Origin of the sequence: Flavobacterium sp. UBA7680 (assembly GCF_002482975.1) — a bacterium.
In the GTDB taxonomy this organism is placed as follows: Bacteria; Bacteroidota; Bacteroidia; order Flavobacteriales; family Flavobacteriaceae; genus Flavobacterium.
Window position 1 is genome coordinate 81,208 of the sequence record NZ_DLHA01000061.1, and the last position, 19,336, is coordinate 100,543.

The following is a 19,336-nucleotide window of genomic DNA, read 5'->3' on the forward strand; positions in this document are numbered from 1 at the left end:
AAAAAAAGCCAATTAATATTTTATTTAAATAGGATAACGTTTTCGTAAAACATAATGTTGAATGTTTTATGTCGTTTGTTTAAAAAATCTGACCGTTTGTATAATTTATTTTTTTTAACAGTCCCTTAACAATAAATTTATCGAATAACTAATCAAAAACCATGATAAAAATGAAACAAATTATGTTAATCCTTATGATTGTCTTTACGGCGCAATTGTCTGTTGCGCAGGTAAAAACGGTCAAAGGTTTGGTAAGCGATCAAAATGGGTTGCCGCTGCCGGGGGTGAGTATTCTTATTCAAGGTACAAAAACGGCAAGTCAAACCGATTATGATGGAGTGTATACGATTCAGGCATCTACAGGAGATGTTCTTGTATTTTCGTATATAGGTATTAAAACTAAAACTGTAACAGTTGGATCTTCTGCAACTGTAAATGTTGTGCTAACTCAAGACGCACAAAATTTAAATGAAGTTGTTGTTACAGCGTTAGGGATTAAGAGACAGAAAAAAGAACTGGGTTATGCCGTTCAGGATGTAAAAGGTGACCAGTTAAACAAGGTTATTACAACCAATGTAACTACAGCTCTATCAGGAAGAGTTGCCGGTGTAGATGTTTCTATACCAGCTACGGGTGTTGCAGGAAGTACAAGGGTAATTATTAGAGGTATTTCGAGTATTGGTGAAAGCAATCAGCCTCTTTATGTGGTTGATGGAGTTCCTATCGATAACTCTGGTTTAAATAATGATCAGGCTGCAACAAGTAAATGGTTTGACGGTCGTGATAACGGAGACGGGATCTCTGGAATCAACCCAAACAATATTGAAAGCTTAACAGTACTTAAAGGAGCTGCAGCTGCGGCTTTGTATGGTTCACGAGCTTTAAATGGTGTAATTTTAATTACTACTAAAAAAGGAACTAAAGGAAAACTTCGTGTAGAATTAACAAGCGGGGTGAATTTTGACCGAGTAAATGCTAAATATTCAGATTATCAAAGTGAATATGGAACAGGATCAAATGGTGCACTGCCAGATCCTACAAGAGCTCCAACAGAAATTTACGGCTATACTACAAATGCATGGGGACCTAAGTTTTCTGAATCAGTAGGGCAGCAGGTAAAAATATTTGATGGCTCAATGAAACCGTATAAAAAAGTAGATAACAACATTCAGGATTTCTTTGGAACTGGATTTACTACAACAAATGGAATTGCTATTTCTGGTGGGAATGACAGCGGATTTGTACGTTTTGGTTATAATAATCTAAAAAATGATGACGTAATTCCGGGATCAGGTTTAGAAAGAAACGATGCAAGTTTAAATGCTACTTTGAGATCAGAAAAATTCACTTTGGATGCTAACGTAAATTATATTGCTGAAAACACGAATAACAGACCAGGTTTAGGAGATTCGCCTAATAACGTAGGATATTCATTAAGCGGATTGGCTCCAAACATTGATCAGGCTTGGTTGAAAAATTACAAAAACAATGATACAGGTCAGATTTATCCATGGAACAGCAATGTTTATTTGCTGAACCCATATTTTGTAACAGAAGAAAATCATAATACATCTGTAAAAAATCGTTTTATTGGAAACGTTACAGGAACGTATCAATTGAAAAAATGGATCGCTCTTACTTTTAGAACAGGTCTTGATACTTATGCTTTTAGTGCAAAAGATTTCATGGCTGCTGGAAGTACCTGGCCAGGAAGAGACGAAGGATATCTTGGTTTAAATAATATTAATGTATCAGAAATGAATACAGATATTATTGCAACTTTGAGCGATATTAAAGTAGCTAAAGATTTAACTTTTTCTGGAATTTTAGGTACAGCAAGAAGAGATTTTAGAAGAGAGCAAAATTCAAGATTTGGAACAAAAATTATTGAACCGGGTACAGAGTACATCAGTAATTTTGTTAACAAAACTGAAAATGCTCCGGTTGAAACAAAAACGAGAACAAACTCAGTTTACGGATCTGCAAAATTAGATTATAAAGGATATTTATATGCAGAGTTTACTGGAAGAAATGACTGGTTTAGTGTAATTTACAGTGGTGATGAAAGTGCATTTTATCCTGCAGGTTCATTAGGATTTGTATTCTCAGACGCACTTAATATTCAAAACGATACTTTCTCGTATGGTAAATTTAGAGCATCATGGGCGCAGGTTTCGAATTCACCGGGAGCTTATAAAAATGCGTTAAACTATACTACATTTTCTTCATACGACGGACAAAGTGTTGTGAACATTAAAAATACTGCAGCACCAAACCCTAACTTAACGTATCAGTCAAAAACTGGAATTGAGTTTGGAGTTGAAACGGCTTTCTTCAAAAACAGATTAAAAGCAGATATTACTGTATATCGTGAAGATACATCTGATCAAACACTTGATTTGCCTTCATCTGCAACATCTGGATATGAGTTTATTTCTGTAAATGCCGGAAAATTGCGTAACGAAGGTATCGAGATATTCTTATCTGGTACTCCAATAAAAACAAATAGTTTTGAATGGGGAATTGACTTGAACTTCTCAAAAAACAAAAACTCGATTCTTTCATTGCACCCAGATATTAATACTTACACCATTTCTGAAGCTCGTTGGGCTGGAGCAGCTGTTGTTGCTCAGGTTGGAGGACAATACGGAACTATTATGGGTAGAGATTTCTTAAGAAATGAAAATGGAGAAAAAGTAGTAGCGGCAAATGGTTTACCATTGTTTACAGATGAAAAAGTAGCTTTAGGAAAAGGGCTTCCTGACTGGGCTGCCGGTTTAACTAACAGATTTAGTTATAAAGGGATTACACTTCAGTTCTTGATTGATATGAAATTTGGTATGGATGTATACTCTATGACAAATTCATTAGCTGCAACAAAAGGACTTTTAGATGTAACTACAGAAGGCAGAGATGCGTATAACCATGCAAGAGCAGAAGCAATTGCTAACGATCCTAACTTTAGCCAGTCCACATGGGTTCCTACAGCAGGTTATGTTGCAGAAGGTGTTGTAAATACAGGAACAGCAGCTAATCCAGTTTATGTTAAAAATACAAAGCCTATTAATCCTCAGGATTACTGGAATACAGTATTCAACAATTCACCGGCACCATTCGTTTACGATGCATCTTATGTGAAATTAAGAGAGGTGAGTTTAGGATATACTATACCATCAAGCGTTTTTGGTGATTCAAAAATAAGTTCAATTTATGTATCGGCATTTGCAAGAAACTTATTGACTTTCAATAAAGATCTTCCAAATATTGACCCTGAGTCAATGTATACTTCTGGAAACGGACAAGGTTTCGAATATGGTTCGTTGCCATTTAGACAATCTTACGGTTTTAATATTAAAGTTGCATTCTAAAAAAAGAAATTATGAAATTTAAACAAATAATAATAGCTGTACTCACATTGTTTACTGCAGTAGGCTGTACCGAAAATTTTGACGAACTGGAAAAAGATCCGGTTGCGTTGTCTGCAAATCCGGCTGGGCAGCTTACGTTCACCCAATTATGTATGTCGGGTGACGGATTCTACCAATGGAGAACCAATTTAATTTACTCAGGAGGCTTTGTGCAGCATTATGCAGGTGCATGGAACGTAACTGAGTTTGGAAGTAAATTCAAAAAAGATGATGGTTATGCAACTGCTCTTTGGAGAAACGGTTACCAAAACGAATTAAAAAACGTTGTTGATATCCTTGAAAAAACAAGCGGAGATCAATCTGCCGTAAATATGAATGCTGTTGCAAAAATTATGAGAGTAATGGTAGCGCAGCGTATTACAGATATTTATGGAGATATTCCTTATTCTGAAGCCGGATTAGGTTTCTCAAAAGGAATTGTAACGCCTAGATATGATACTCAGGAAGAGATTTATATGTCTTTCTTTCATGATTTAGAAGAAGCTTATAATCAATTAAATGCTAATGGTGGATCTGTAAAAGGTGATTTATTCTATGCTGGAGATATCACTAAATGGAAAAAATTAGCCAATACTTTAAGGCTTCGTTTAGGAATGAGAATTTCTGAAATTAAGCCAGCTGAGGCTGAAAAACAAGTGAAAGCTGCTTTAGCTGCTGGTGTTTTTACAAGTAATGCTGATAACTGTATTATGAAACACTTAGATGCAACTTTTAATGATGATCCTGCATCTATTGATTTTAGAGGGAATGGATTAGCGTATGCACTTGTAGGTAATGAAAATGGAGATCACTTTAGTACTTTAGTAATTGACTTTTTAAGAGACAACGGAGATCCAAGATTACCAATGTATGCAACTCCAAAAACAACGAGCAGCCTTGCTTGGGGAGCGCCATTGCAGCCGGGTGAAACTCCTTATGAAGGTGTAAAACCAGGACTTTTTCAATGGGAAGTTCCAATGGGAGCAAGCTCAACATCTGGAATTCAATCTTACTTTAAACAAAAAACGACACCGTTTTTACACGTAAGTTATTCAGAATCTCAATTGTTACTTGCAGAAGCAGCATTTAGAGGCTGGGTTGCAGGTTCTGCAGCAGACTATTACAAAAAAGGAGTTGAAGCAGGTATCAAGCAATTAGAGATTTATGGAGCGACACCTGCTACACAAGCAGCGATCGATGCCTATCTAAATGCTAAACCGTTAGTGGCTGGACAAGAGTTGAAACAAATTTCAACTCAGCTTTGGATTACTTATATCTTTAATAGTATTGAAGCCTATTCAAACTGGAGAAGAACAGGATTCCCAGTATTGGTTCCAATTACAAACCCTGATTCTGAAACAAACGGAGTTACACCAAAACGTTTGTACTATCCTAATGATGAGATGCAGAAAAATGAGAAAAACTATAAAGAAGCATTATCCAGAATGGGAGGAACAAATGACTGGTTGAATAAAGTTTGGTGGGATGCCAACTAAATAAAATAGCATCCTAAAAACATAAAGTTATGCCTAATAAGGTCATATTTTCATTCTAATTAAATTTAAAAAATTATGATAAAAAATAAAGCCTTATTAGGCATCCTTTTTTATTTAAGTTCACTTTTTTCAGTATACAGCTGTACAAACGAAAAAGAGCATAATCCAGAAGAAACAAAAACGAAAACAGCAAGAGTTGTTGGATATTTATCGACAGACAGTTTCAGTAAAATTTCTTCGATTCAGTTTTGCAAACTAACGCATTTAAATATTGCATTTGCAAATCCTGATAAAGATGGAAACATAGTATTTACAGGAGATATTGATGCAGTGGTTAAATACGCAAAATCAGTTAACCCGAATATTATTGTAAGTATTTCGCTGGCAGGCGGTGTTATTTCTGAAGAACAAGCTAAAAACTGGTCGTCACTAATTGATAAATCTGAAAACCGTCCGGCATTTATACAGAATATTCTAAAATTTGTAAAAGATCATAATTTAGACGGAGTCGATGTTGATCTCGAATGGGATGCAGTAACATCCGGTTACAGCGGCTTTGTGGTTGAACTAAAAAAGAGTTTAGCAGATGACAAAAAACTTTTAACCGCGGCTTTACCCAATAGTGTGCGATTTGTAAATATAAATTCTGCAGCCTTAAACGCTTTTGATTTTATAAATATAATGGCGTACGATAGTACAGGGCCGTGGAGTCCAACCAAAGTGGAACAGCACAGTTCTTATGAATTCGCAAGAAGTGGAATCGAATTTTGGCATAAACAGCAAAATGTTCCAAGTGAAAAACTTACGCTTGGAGTTCCTTTCTACGGATATAATTTTACTTTTCCAGAAGTAACAGGTTCAAGTTTTGGACAAATAGTCGAAGTCGGAACTCAGTTTGCAGACCAAGACGAAATCGGGAAAATATATTACAACGGCAGACCTACAATTTCCAGAAAAGTAGAATATGCTGCAGAATATACAGGAGGGATAATGATTTGGGAATTGGCACAAGATTCATTTACTGAATATTCTTTGTTAGATGTTATTCATAAAAAATATTCTTCTTTAAAATTTAAAACTTCAGGAATGTGCGGTAATTAAATAACTCTCTTACAGGTTTTTAAAATTAATAAGTTTTTCGCTTCTTTTTAATTCAATAAATTAGAAAGAAGCGAATTTTTTTATTTAGATCTCAGATATCTAAATATTTGTAAATTTTAAATATTTTTTAATGAATTGTAAAAATTTTGAATAAAAATGGTCGTAAATAGGATAAAATATGCTTTTAATAGAAACGAATACGTTTTCGGTTAGCGGATTATTGAATGTTTTATGTCGTTCGTTTAAAAATTATAGCTGTTTGTATAATATATTTTTTTTAACAATCCCTTAAGAATAATTTTACCTCATAACTAACAAAATAAATAAACATGAAAAAAATTTTCTTAATCTTTATGATTGTTTTTACGGCGCAGGTTTCGCTTGCACAAGTAAAAAATGTTAAAGGTGTGATTACAGATTCTGATGGGATGCCGTTACCAGGTGCATCTGTTGCTGTACAAGGAGGTCAAAAAGGTGCGACTACCGATTTTGACGGATTGTACTCAATTGACGTTCAAAAAGGACAGACATTAGTTTTTAGCTATGTTGGCCTAGAAACACAAAATATAGTTGTAGGCGATGCTGCTACAATTAATGTAAAAATGCAAGTTGCGGCGTCAAATGCACTTAACGAGGTTGTAGTAACATCATTAGGTATCAAGAAAACTAGAAAATCTTTAACTTATGCTGCTCAGGAACTTAAAGGAGAAGAGTTAACAAGAGTAAGAGATGCCAACCTTGTTAATACTATTGCTGGAAAAATTGCCGGTGTTGCCGTAACTAAAAGTTCAAGTGGTACAGGTGGTTCTACAAAAGTAGTAATTAGAGGTAACTCTTCTGTTTCAAACAATCAGCCATTATATGTTATTGATGGTATTCCATTATATAATGGTTCTTCAGGACAGCCAAATGATAGTTTTGGTAGTACATCTACAGGAAACCGTGATGGAGGTGATGTTGTTTCACTTATTAACCCAGACGATTACGAAGGTATGACTGTATTAAAAGGTGCTGCTGCATCTGTATTATACGGTAGCCAGGGAGCAAATGGAGTTATCTTACTATCTTCTAAAAAAGCTAAAGCTGGTAAACCATTACTTACTGTTTCATCTGTAACTACTTTTGAATCAGCTGCATATTTACCTAAATTCCAGTCTGATTACGTTGCTGCTCCAGGGGCAGATGAATCATGGGGTGCTGCAGGAAAATCAAAAGATCACGTAAAAGACTTTTTTCAAGTAGGAAATACTCAAATTACTTCAGTAGGTTATTCAACTTCATCTGAAAATTCTTCTACAGCATTTACTTACTCTAATACATCTGGAACAGGAATTATGCCAGGTAATAGTATTAAGAAAAATAACTTTGGTATCCGTCAAACAGCTAAATTCTTTGATGATAAACTTCTTTTCGCTGCAAATGCAAACTATACTTCTCAAACTATCATCAACAAACCGGTAAATGGTTTTTATTTCAACCCATTAACTGGAGTTTACCTTATGCCAAGAGGAAATGACTTTGATTACTATAAAAATAATTATGAAGTTTTTGATCCAAACAGAAACTTAATGGCTCAAAACTGGATGACAAACAGAGATATTATGCAAAACCCATATTGGGGAATTAACAGAAATAAATCTGAAGACAAAAATAACTTCTTTAACGGAGCATTATCTTTAACTTATAAAGCTAATAACTGGTTAAGTATTGCTGGTAGATACAGTTATAACAGAGTAGAAAGCGATTTTGATAAAAAAATCTACGCTACTACACAAGGAACTATTTCTCACATAAATGGTAGATATTATGTAGAAAATGCTTTAAGCACACAACGTTATGCTGATTTAATTGCTACAATCAATACAAAATTCAGTGATGATTTTAGCTTTAATGCAAACATTGGTACAAGTGTTACTAATACTTTAGGAAATCAAAAAACAATTCTTGATTCTGGAATTGGCGGAGGATTAAAATATGCTAACTGGTTTACATTACAAAACTTCAATAACAATTCAGGAAATTACCAAACTATCGATACAAGAAAAGAAGTTCAGTCTGTATTTGCAGCTACTACTTTTGGATATAAAGATATGTTATTCTTAGATGTTGCTGCTAGAAATGACTGGTCATCAACTTTAGCTAATACAGACAGTGCAGGATATTTCTATCCATCTGTAGGTTTAACAGCTCTTCTTAGTGAAATGGTTACGCTTCCTGAGTTTATCAACTTTGGTAAAGTACGTGCAACTTACGCAGAGGTTGGTAATGATGTTTATCCTTTCGTAACAGTTCCAACTTACTATTACACTCCTGGAGTTACAGATCCAAAACCAAAAGTTGCTCCGAAAGAAGGTACTTCATTGAAACCTGAATTAAAATCAGAGTACGAACTTGGTACAGAATGGAGAATGTTTAACAACAGATTTGCATTTGAATTATCATACTATAACTCAGAAACTAAAAATCAATATTTACAAGTTGTAGCTCCAAAAGGAAATTCTCAAGGAGTTGATTTTTACGGAATCAATGCAGGTAGTATCGAAAACAAAGGTTTTGAAGCAGTAGTTACTGCTGGAATTTTCAGAGGAGATAAATTCTCATGGGATTCAAGCGTGAACTTTTCACAAAATAAAAATAAAGTAAAAGAAATCCCTACTGAATTAGGAGGTAGAGTTAACTTAACTGAAGCTGGAGTAAACAGCTACAGATATGCTTTAATAGAAGGAAGACCATTTGGAGTTATCGAAGGTATTAACTTTAAAAAAGATGCTCAGGGAAGAATTTTATTAAATGATGACGGAACAATCCAAAAAACTGGTTTTGAAGAAGTAGGTAATTCTAATCCTGACTATATGATCGGTTTCTCTAACTCATTTAAAATAGGTTCATTCTTTGCAAATGTGTTAATTGATGGTCGTTTTGGTGGTAATGTAATGAGTTTGACTCAAGCTCAAAATGATTCTTTTGGTGTATCTAGAGCAACAGGTGATGCGAGAAATGCTGGTGGTGTAGCTATAAATGCAGTAAGAGCAAGCGACGGAACTCCGGTTACTTCAATGGATGCTCAACTTTACTACACTCAAGTTGGTGGTAGAGCAGGTATTACAGGAGAGTATGTATATGATGCAACAAACGTGAGCGTAAGAGAGATTTCTATAGGATATAATTTTAACGCAAAAAGATTACCATTTATTCAGACTGCAAGTGTTTCATTAATAGCAAGAAACTTATTCTTTATCTACAAAGATGCACCGTTTGATCCAAATATTGCATTAAGTACAGGCGAAGGTTTACAAGGTGTTGATATTTACGGACAACCATCTACAAGAAGTATCGGTCTTAATTTAAATGTAACTTTCTAATACTAAAAACATGAAACTAAATAAAATAACAAAAGCGGCTCTATGTATGTCATTGCTTGCAGCAATGGGTTGTACAGGTGATTTTGAAGATATTAATACCAATCCTAACGGTATTACCCCTGAATTGTTTGAACAAGATTTTAATCATATTAAAGGAGGATTTGCTCCAATGTTTAACAATATTCAGGTATTAACCCCAGAATGGGTTTATCAATTACAACAAGGATTGAACTGTGATATCTGGTCTGGGTACATGTCTACCCCAACAGGTTTTGCAGGAGGAATAAACAATACAACTTATTCATTAGTTGATGGTTGGAACGGATTTATTTGGGATTACGCATATAGTAACGTAATGTTTAATGCATACGATATTGCACAAAAATCTAAAGGTAAATACGATCAGTTTTATGCATTGTCATTAATCTTGAAAGTAGAAGGTATGCATAGACTTACAGATACTTTTGGACCTATCATTTATTCTAAATTTGGAACTACAGATTCGACTATTGAATATGATTCTCAACAAGAAGTTTACAACCAAATGTTTAGTGAATTAGATTTTGCAGTAGCAGAATTAACTAAAAGAGAAGATGCTGGAGAAGCTTCGACATTCGCAACAACAGATATGTCTGGTTACGGCGGAAGTTATAAAGCCTGGGCAAAATTTGCAAACACATTACGTTTAAGATTAGCAATGCGTATTGTTAAGATAAACCCAGCATTAGCAAAAACACAAGCAGAAAAAGCAATTGCCCATAAATATGGTGTATTCACAACAAATGCTGATTTATTCAAAGTTGTATCACCGGTTTACACAAACCCAATTGCTACAATTAGTGGAGCTTGGTTAGATATTCGTATGTCTGCAGATATGGAATCAATCATGGGTGGATATAATGATCCAAGATTAGCTACTTATTTTGATACTTCTACTCAATTCCCAGGACAATATAAAGGAGTTCGTACAGGTATTGATATTGCTGCAAAATCAGATCACCAGGATTTCTCAGGAATTGGAGCTGTTGTAAGATCAAAAGAAATTGTTTTATTCACGACTGCAGAAGCTTATTTCTTAAGAGCAGAAGGTGCATTAAGAGGATGGAATATGGGTGGAGATGCTAAATCTTTATATGAAGCAGGTATTGCAGCTTCATTTGAACAAAGAGGAGCTTCAGGAGCTGCAGCTTACATTGCTGATAATGTTAAAATAGCAAAAGCTTATGTTGATCCTAACTTCCCTGTAAATAATTCCCCAGCTTTAAATAATGTGACTATCGCTTGGGATGCAGCTGCAACTAACGAAGTGAAATTACAAAAAATCATCACTCAAAAATGGATTGCTGGTTTCCCTGAAGGACAAGAAGCTTGGTCTGATTACAGAAGAACAGGTTATCCAAAATTATTCCCGGTTCTTAAAAATTATAGTGGGACAACAATCACTACTGAATTTGGTGTACGAAGAATAAACTTTGTACAATCAGAAAAAGCTGGAAATGCTGGTGGTGTTGCGACAGGAGTTGCTAAACTTGGAGGCGCTGATAATGGAGGAACAAGACTTTGGTGGGATACTACTGGAGCAAACTTCTAAAAAAAATAGAGATTTAAGATTTTAAGTTTGGTTAGTAAACAGTATAAGCAATGCAAATTGCTTGTACTGTTTCAAAAACCAAAATTGTACATACCAAAAAAAGAAAAAAAATGAAAAGTGCTTTAGAAACAAAACCTGATATCAGCTATAAAAGCGCCGGAAAATTTGAAGAAACACGATTTGAAAAAATTCACAACGAAATCTTCAAAAGTTCTGCTGAAGCATCGGTAATTGTAGCGCAGGAAATCGCTCAGTTAATTAGATCTAAGCAGGAAAAAAATAAATCTTGCGTGCTTGGTTTGGCAACAGGATCTTCTCCTATAAAAGTATATGAGGAATTAGTTAGAATGCACAGAGAAGAAGGACTAAGCTTTAGCAATGTAATCACTTTTAACTTGGATGAATATTATCCAATGAATAGAGAAAACAATCAGAGCTATCATTATTTCATGCACCAGCATCTTTTTAATCATATTGATATTAAACCTGAAAATGTTAATATTCCTGATGGTACAGTTTCTATTGATGAATTAAATCAATATTGTATCGACTATGAAATGAATATTAAACAAGCTGGAGGTTTAGACTTTCAGTTATTAGGAATTGGTCGTACAGGTCACGTTGGTTTCAACGAACCGGGTTCACACATCAATTCCGGAACAAGAATTATTACACTGGATCACATTACAAGAGTAGATGCTTCATCTGACTTTAATGGAATCGATAACGTTCCAAAAAGAGCCATCACAATGGGAGTTTCTACCATTATGAGATCTAAAAGAATCGTATTAATGGCTTGGGGACAAAACAAAGCCGATATCATCAAGAGAACCATTCAAGGAGATATTAGTTCTGAAGTTCCGGCAACATTTTTACAAAATCACCCTAATGCAACTTTCGTATTAGATCAGTCTGCAGCATCAGAGTTAACACGTTTTAAAACGCCTTGGCTTGTTGGAGAATGTATCTGGACACAAGAATTAAAAAGCAAAGCGATTGTTTGGCTTTGCCAGAAAACAAACCAATCTATTTTAAAATTAACAGACCGTGATTACAACAACAACGGAATGTCTGATTTATTAGCACTAGAAGGTTCTGCTTACGATTTAAACATCAATATGTTTAACGTATTGCAGCACACCATTACAGGATGGCCGGGTGGAAAACCAAATACAGATGATTCTCATCGTCCGGAAAGAGCCAATCCAGCAAAAAAACGAGTTATCCTTTTCAGTCCGCATCCAGATGATGACGTGATTTCGATGGGAGGAACATTTTCAAAATTGATTAAACAAGGTCACGATGTACATGTTGTATATCAAACCTCTGGAAATATTGCAGTTACAGATGATGAAGCATTGAAATTTGCTGAGGTTTGTAATGATTTCACTGGTGGAAATCTCCCAAAAGACATCAACTTCAAATCTGTAATTGAATTTTTAAATAACAAATCAGAAAATCAAATTGATTCTCTAGAAGTTAGAAAACTAAAAGGATTAATTAGAAGAAGAGAATCTTACGCAGCAACAAGATACATTGGCTTAAAAGATGAAAATACACACTTTTTAGACCTTCCTTTTTACGAAACAGGACAAGTTAAAAAGAATCCGTTAGGGCCGGAAGATATTGCTATTGTAAAAGATATTATTGCAAAAATAAAACCACATCAGGTATTTGCCGCAGGAGATTTGGCAGATCCGCACGGAACGCACGAAGTTTGTCTGAATGCTATTTTTGCAGCAATGAAACAATTAAAACCAGAAAAATACATGGACGACTGCTGGCTATGGCTTTACAGAGGAGCTTGGCACGAGTGGGATATCCATGAAATAGATATGGCGGTGCCGCTTTCTCCGTCAGAAGTTTTATTAAAACGTCATGCCATTTTATACCATCAGTCTCAAAAAGACAGGGTAATGTTTCAAGGAAACGATTCTCGAGAATTCTGGGTAAGAGCGGAAGATCGAAATAAAAATACAGCCATACTGTATGATGAATTGGGACTGGCAGAATACGAAGCTATTGAAGCTTTTAAACGTTTTGATTATTAAAGTTGTTTTTTTTAGATTCGGGTGAGAGCGAATCAAATTTCAAAATTCAGATGGACCTCAAAGCGATAAGTGAGGTAAGCAGAAGTCTTTCTGAGTTTTGTTTTTTTCTAATTTAAATGGATGTTTCAGAAAAGCATCTGACCAAAAAAAATAAAAATGAAATATTTATTTGTACTACTATTAGCGGGTGTAACAGCTGGTGCTCAAGTTAAAAAGGAGCAGTTGAACCTTATGCCCTGGCCTCAGAATGTTGTTGTAAACGAAGGGAATTTTACTTTAAGCAAAAACTTTAAAGTTAATATTTCCGGAAATCCAAATCCAAGAATTTTTGGTGGAGTAACTCGTTTTTTGCGCCGATTAGATGGTAGAACAGGTATATTTTTTGAGCAGGGTTTTATTTCTAAACTAAACGAATTTCCAAACGCTGAATTACAGATTAACTGTGATAAAAACGGAAAAATTGGTTTATACGAAGACGAAAGTTACAGCGTAGATATAAAATCAAACAAAATAACAATCAATGCAACAAGCGATTTAGGTGCTTTGCACGGATTAGAAACGTTGTTGCAGTTGCTGCAAAATGACAGCAAATCATTTTATTTTCCAGTATCTCAAATCTCAGATTTTCCAAGATTTACCTGGAGAGGTTTAATGATTGATGCAGCAAGACATTTTCAGCCCGTAGATGTTATCAAAAGAAATATTGATGCATTGGCAGCAATGAAAATGAATGTTTTTCACTGGCATTTGGTTGATGACCAAGGCTGGAGAATTGAAACTAAAAAGCATCCAAAATTAATCGAATTAGCTTCGGATGGATTGTATTATACACAAGAGGAAATTAGAAATATCGTAAAATATGCTGATGAGCGCGGTATTTTAATAGTTCCAGAAATAGATGTTCCGGGTCATGGATCTGCAATACTTACAGCTTTCCCAGAAATTGGAAGCAAAGTGATTACACTGACTGGAGGAACTTCTGAAAAAAATATTCAAGGTACAGCAATTAGTACCTATGGAATTGAAAGAAATGCAGGTATTTTTTCGCCAACATTAGATCCTTCAAATCCTAAAACGTATAAAATCTTAAGTGAACTTTTTGACGAGGTATGCCCATTATTTCCCGGAGCTTATTTTCATATTGGGGGAGATGAGAACGAAGGGAAAGATTGGGATGCCAATCCAAAAATTCAGGAATTTAAAAAGAAACATAATTTAAAAACCAATCACGAATTACAAACGTATTTCACCATGCAGCTGGCTCCGATGCTTAAAAAGCACGGAAAACAATTAATGGGCTGGGAAGAAATTCTAACTAAAGATCTTTCAAAAGAAGCAATTGTACATTCATGGAGAGGTCCAAATGAAGGAGTTGCGCCTGGTCAATCATTAGTAGATGCAGTAAAGAAAGGTTATAAAACAGTTTTATCAAACGGATATTATATTGACTTAATGTATCCGGTTGCAAGTCATTATTTAAATGATCCGATGCCAAAAGGAGCAGATCTAACGGCTGAAGAAAAAGCAAGAATTTTAGGTGGAGAAGCCACAATGTGGACAGAACTTACAACACCTGAAACGATAGATTCAAGAGTTTGGCCAAGAACTGCTGCAATTGCAGAAAGACTTTGGTCAGCCGAAACTGTTACAGATCTTGCCAGTATGCGTAAACGTCTTGAAAATGTTTCTTTTAGATTAGAAGAATTAGGATTAACACATATTAAAAACAAAGATGTTATTCTAAGAAATATCACAAATAACCAAAATCTGGAATCGATTAATGAGTTTTCTAATGTTTGCGAACCATTAAAAGGATATACAAGAAACAAAGGCGGAACAGAATATCAAATGTATTCTCCATTGACACTTTTTGCCGATGCGTGTACGCCAGATGCTAAAGAATCTTTAGCTTTTAATGATGCAGTAACACAATATTTAGCTAATAAAACAGAAGAGAATAAAGCAAAAGTTGCATCATTTTTCAATAAATGGATTACTCTAAATAAAGGGCTAATTGAGTTAAGCGCCAACGCACCTTTAGTACAGCCAATTTTGCCGCTATCAAAAAAATTAAGTGATGCATCACAGGAATTGTTACTTGTTTTAGACAAAAAATCAACATTACAAGCAGCAGATTTAAAAAGTTTAATAGAACAATGCAATACAAAAGATCATGCTGACGTCGAGCTGTCAGTTTATGAGAGTTTAAAGAAATTAATTTAAGGTTTGGTTTGAATTAGTATTTAGTAAGTTTAAGTTACCACTAATGTTTTGAGTGCTAGTTATCTCTGCCAGAAGTAACCTCTGGTAGAGGTAATTATTTAAACTTCACAAATCTCTTTTTAACCTTCGAATAATAAAGCATAAAAAAATAACCACTAACGGAGTATTAACATTTAAAAAACCAAATAAAAAGAATAGCATACCTAAACATGACAACAAAAGAGTATAGATTGATGAGTCGTCCCAAATTTATCATTTGTATTTAATATTAATTTTTTTAAAAATTATAAATAAATATCAATCACTACTATTTGCTATTGATTATGAAGAATCAGTAATAGTAATATTTATCTATAGAATTTAATTTGAGTTTATTTCCAATCGACGCAGCCTTCCAACCTGTGTTGAGCGAAACCCAGCAGTAAAAACTGCTTCGGCCCAATTATTTATTTTCTATTAACCAATATTTATTAATTATGAAACATTATTACAGATTGCTCTTTTTGTTACTGTTTCCCTTACTTGCGTTGGCCCAACCCGCCCACGGAAAGAAAGTAGTGGGATATTATGCGCAATGGTCTATTTATGCCCGGGATTTCAACGTTCCGAAAATTGATGGAAGTAAAATTACGCATTTGAATTATTCTTTTTATGGCACAACGTATGATCCCGCACATCCGGAGAATACAAAATTAAAATGTTTGGATACCTATGCCGATTTTGAGCATATGGAAGGTGGAATCCCGTGGGATGCTCCGGTAAAAGGAAACTTTTATGACTTGAAAAAGTTAAAAGAAAAGTATCCTCATTTAAAAGTCTTAATTTCTGTTGGAGGCTGGACAAAAGGCCAGGATTTATCTCCAATTGCTGCAAGTCCTGTGGCAAGAGCCGCATTGGCTGCAGATATGGCAAACTTCATTGTTACTTATCCGTTTATTGATGGTTTTGACATCGATTGGGAGTATCCTCTTTCTGGTGGAACTGACGGTACAGAAATTGTAAATGGTTCGCCTGTTCCTCCGCAAAAATACAGTCCGGATGACAACAAAAATTTAGTGTTATTATTAAAAGCAATGCGTCAGGCAATGCCGAATAAATTAATCACTATCGCAGCCGGAAACAATGTTAGAAAGGTATCCCAGCAATATTTAGGACCAAACAACAGATCTCAATACGGAATGACAGAAGACATTTCAACTTATTGCGATTATATCACTTATTTTGGATATGATTTTGGTGGAAACTGGTATGACAAAACATGCTACAATGCTCCTTTATATGCAAGTGGAAATCCAAACGATCCTTTGTATGGCGCAACACAATCTGAATCATTGGATGAATTGACTAATCAATATCTAAACGTAATTGGTTTCCCTGCCAATAAATTAATCATGGGATTACCGTTCTACGGAAAGAAATTTGATCATGTAGCAACAAACTCAACAAACGGATTATTCGTTTCAGCTCCAAGAGACATAGTAGGAGGATGTACAAATCCGCAAAATCCAATTGGAACATGGGATGGTTCAGGAGCGTGCGAACGTTCAGGAAGCATCGAAATTTGCGATTTAGTCGGAAATCCGGTTACAAACTCACATGCTTACTTAGATCCAAATACAATGCAGGTTACACCAAGTGCAGCTTCAGCAGGATGGGTAAGATATTTTGATAATACTACAAAAGTTCCTTATTTATATAACGCAACTTTAAAACAGTTTATCTCTTATGAAGATAAGCAATCGATGGATTTAAAAGTACAGTATATTAAATCGAGAAACTTAGCTGGAGGAATGATCTGGGAATTATCTCAGGATACAAGAGGCTCAATTCCTAATTCATTATTAACTCAGGTTGATACTTCTTTCGGAAGCGTTGTTCCGGGAACAGTAAGTATTTCTGGTTCTGCAAAAAATGGATCAGCTTTAGTTACAGATGTTACGGTTGAATTGCGTAATGCAAGTAATGCAGTAATTCAGACAATAGTTTCGGCTACAGGGAATTTTACATTCAACAGCCTAACTTCTGGACAAAACTATACAGTTACAGCTTTAAAAGCGACTTATACTTTTACTCCGGTAACTTTAACAAACGTTGTTGTGAACCAAACAGGGGTTATCATTAACGGAACACAGCCAACTTACACAGTAAGCGGAACAGTTCTAAACGGAAGCACTGGAGTTTCTGGTGTAACAGTTTCTGCAGTTTCAGGAGGCTCAACATTAACAGCAGTTTCAAATGCTAGCGGGGTTTACAGCGTTGCAGGTTTAACAGCGGGATTAAATTATACCGTTACAGCTGCAAAAACAGGATTCTCTTATACTCCGGCTTCAACAGTTTACAATGCAATCGATGCAAACAAAACGTTGAATTTCGCACAAGGAGCAGCAGTTGTAACTTACACAGTAAGCGGAACAGTTCTTAACGGAACAACTCCAGTTTCTGGCGTAACAGTTACAGCGGCTTCTACAGCAGGAAATGTTATTGCAACAACTAATTCAAGCGGAGCTTATACGCTTACTTTGGCTTCTGGTGGAAATTATACTGTAACTGCTGCCTTAACTGGACAGACTTATACTCCGGCTTCAACAGTTTACTCTAACTTAAATGCTAATAAAACATTAAACTTCTCGCAAGATGTTATTGTAGTTCCTTCAAGCAAAATCAGTGGAACAGTTAAAAACGGAACAACTCCGGTTGCTGGTGCAAAAGTAGAAATCGTTTTACCTTGGACAGACAGCACACACAACTGGAAAAGCGTTTTGGCAACAACAGATTCACAAGGAAAATACAGTTTTGACAATTCAGTTGTAGCAGGTTATACAACGGTTACAAGTTTAAAATTAAACTCTTGGGAAAACGGAGAAACAGCTTATTTTCCAAATAATCTGGCAAACTTTGCAGTTCCTGTAAATCCAACAGTTTACAACTTTAATACAAGCTCTACTGCAAAAGCAGCACAAGTTCAGGCAAACTTAATTAGCGGAACAGTTAAAAACGGAACAACTCCGGTTGCTGGTGCAAAAGTAGAAATCGTTTTACCTTGGACAGATAGTACACACAACTGGAAAAGTGTTTTAGCAACAACAGATGCATCAGGAAATTATACTTTTGATAATTCAGTTGTAGCAGGTTATGCACAAATTTTAAGTTTGAAATTAAATACATGGGAAAATGGCGAACAGACTTATTATCCAAATAACTTAGCCAACTTTGCAGTTCCAACAACACCAACGGTTTATAATTTTAATAGACAAGCGGTGGTTGCGACTAAGCCAGTGGTTACCATTACAGCGCCAACAGCTTCGGCGATTGCTATAAATTTAGGGTCATCAATTAATTTTGTTGCAACTGTTGGATTAAGTGCTGCAGATGCTACTACAATCTCATCTGTTGTATTTAGTTTAGATGGACAAACTATAAGTGCTAGCAATTCTTCAGGAACTTACACATCGACTTGGACGCCAGCAGCAAATCAGTTTTCGGCTTCTCATACGTTAACTGTTACGGCTACTGCATCAAACGGAACAACAGAGTCAAAAACATATAGTTTTACATTAACTTGTTCAGGTTCAAACTGTCCTAATTCATTACCAGTAATTACTTGGAATTCACCATCTGCTACTGTATACCAAAATTCTTTCCAGGCTGTGCCAATTTCAGTTACAGCTGTAGATAGTAACGGATCGGTTTCAGGTGTTACGATTACAATAAATGGAGGTACATTTAACATGACAGCAGGTACAAATAATACTTATACGTATAATTTTACACCATCTGCTTATCAGGATTATCCAGTTGTAATCAAAGCAACAGATAATCAATCTGGTGTAACTACCTTAAACAATACCATTAAAATTGCACAAGTAGGTACAAATAGATTCATTCCGCTTCCTTCTAAAATTATTTTAGGATATGCACATTCTTGGGAAAATGCTGGTGCTCCATTTTTATATTTTTCTCAAATGGTAGGAAGTAAGTTCAATGTAGTTGATTATTCTTTCGTAGAAACAGTTAATCGTGATGGTTATACACCAGTATTAACTACAAATGACAATAGATATTTGACCAATGGTGTTTTCAATAAGCAATTGTTGAAAAATGATAT

General features: G+C 35.1%; 8 protein-coding genes. All 8 read left to right on the top strand.

Annotated elements, in window-relative coordinates:
- The first annotated feature begins 170 nt into the window (after positions 1 to 170).
- Positions 171 to 3,368, top strand: coding sequence for a SusC/RagA family TonB-linked outer membrane protein (locus tag B3C18_RS25810; RefSeq protein WP_291153748.1), 3,198 nt, complete (start codon positions 171 to 173; stop codon positions 3,366 to 3,368).
- 11 nt (positions 3,369 to 3,379) lie between these two features.
- Positions 3,380 to 4,903 carry a SusD/RagB family nutrient-binding outer membrane lipoprotein gene (locus tag B3C18_RS25815; protein WP_291153751.1) on the top strand — a complete coding sequence of 508 codons (1,524 nt, stop codon included), beginning with the start codon at positions 3,380 to 3,382 and terminating at the stop codon, positions 4,901 to 4,903.
- A 75-nt stretch (positions 4,904 to 4,978) separates the two neighbouring features.
- Positions 4,979 to 6,004: a glycosyl hydrolase family 18 protein gene (locus tag B3C18_RS25820; RefSeq protein ID WP_291153754.1), complete on the top strand. Its 1,026-nt coding sequence runs from the start codon at positions 4,979 to 4,981 to the stop codon at positions 6,002 to 6,004.
- Positions 6,005 to 6,333: 329 nt separating this feature from the next.
- Positions 6,334 to 9,366 carry a SusC/RagA family TonB-linked outer membrane protein gene (locus B3C18_RS25825; protein ID WP_291153757.1) on the top strand — a complete coding sequence of 1,011 codons (3,033 nt, stop codon included), beginning with the start codon at positions 6,334 to 6,336 and terminating at the stop codon, positions 9,364 to 9,366.
- A 10-nt stretch (positions 9,367 to 9,376) separates the two neighbouring features.
- Complete coding sequence (locus tag B3C18_RS25830; protein ID WP_291153760.1) at positions 9,377 to 10,957, top strand: RagB/SusD family nutrient uptake outer membrane protein; 1,581 nt, start codon at positions 9,377 to 9,379, stop codon at positions 10,955 to 10,957.
- 110 nt (positions 10,958 to 11,067) lie between these two features.
- Positions 11,068 to 13,008, top strand: a complete 1,941-nt coding sequence (nagB, locus tag B3C18_RS25835; RefSeq protein WP_291153765.1) for a glucosamine-6-phosphate deaminase — start codon at positions 11,068 to 11,070, stop codon at positions 13,006 to 13,008.
- Between the two features lie 156 nt (positions 13,009 to 13,164).
- Entirely contained in the window at positions 13,165 to 15,231 is a 2,067-nt protein-coding gene (locus B3C18_RS25840) for a beta-N-acetylhexosaminidase (protein WP_291153769.1), read from the top strand.
- 476 nt (positions 15,232 to 15,707) lie between these two features.
- Positions 15,708 to 19,336 (top strand): T9SS-translocated chitinase ChiA (chiA, locus tag B3C18_RS25845; protein ID WP_291153772.1); only part of this gene is annotated, 3,629 nt, incomplete at its 3' end.

Bases quoted from the DNA above. Each gene is read 5' to 3' on its own strand.
- B3C18_RS25810 (WP_291153748.1), top strand. From the start codon at position 171: ATGAAACAAATTATGTTAATCCTTATGATTGTCTTTACGGCGCAATTG.
- B3C18_RS25815 (WP_291153751.1), top strand. From the start codon at position 3,380: ATGAAATTTAAACAAATAATAATAGCTGTACTCACATTGTTTACTGCA.
- B3C18_RS25820 (WP_291153754.1), top strand. From the start codon at position 4,979: ATGATAAAAAATAAAGCCTTATTAGGCATCCTTTTTTATTTAAGTTCA.
- B3C18_RS25825 (WP_291153757.1), top strand. From the start codon at position 6,334: ATGAAAAAAATTTTCTTAATCTTTATGATTGTTTTTACGGCGCAGGTT.
- B3C18_RS25830 (WP_291153760.1), top strand. From the start codon at position 9,377: ATGAAACTAAATAAAATAACAAAAGCGGCTCTATGTATGTCATTGCTT.
- nagB (WP_291153765.1), top strand. From the start codon at position 11,068: ATGAAAAGTGCTTTAGAAACAAAACCTGATATCAGCTATAAAAGCGCC.
- B3C18_RS25840 (WP_291153769.1), top strand. From the start codon at position 13,165: ATGAAATATTTATTTGTACTACTATTAGCGGGTGTAACAGCTGGTGCT.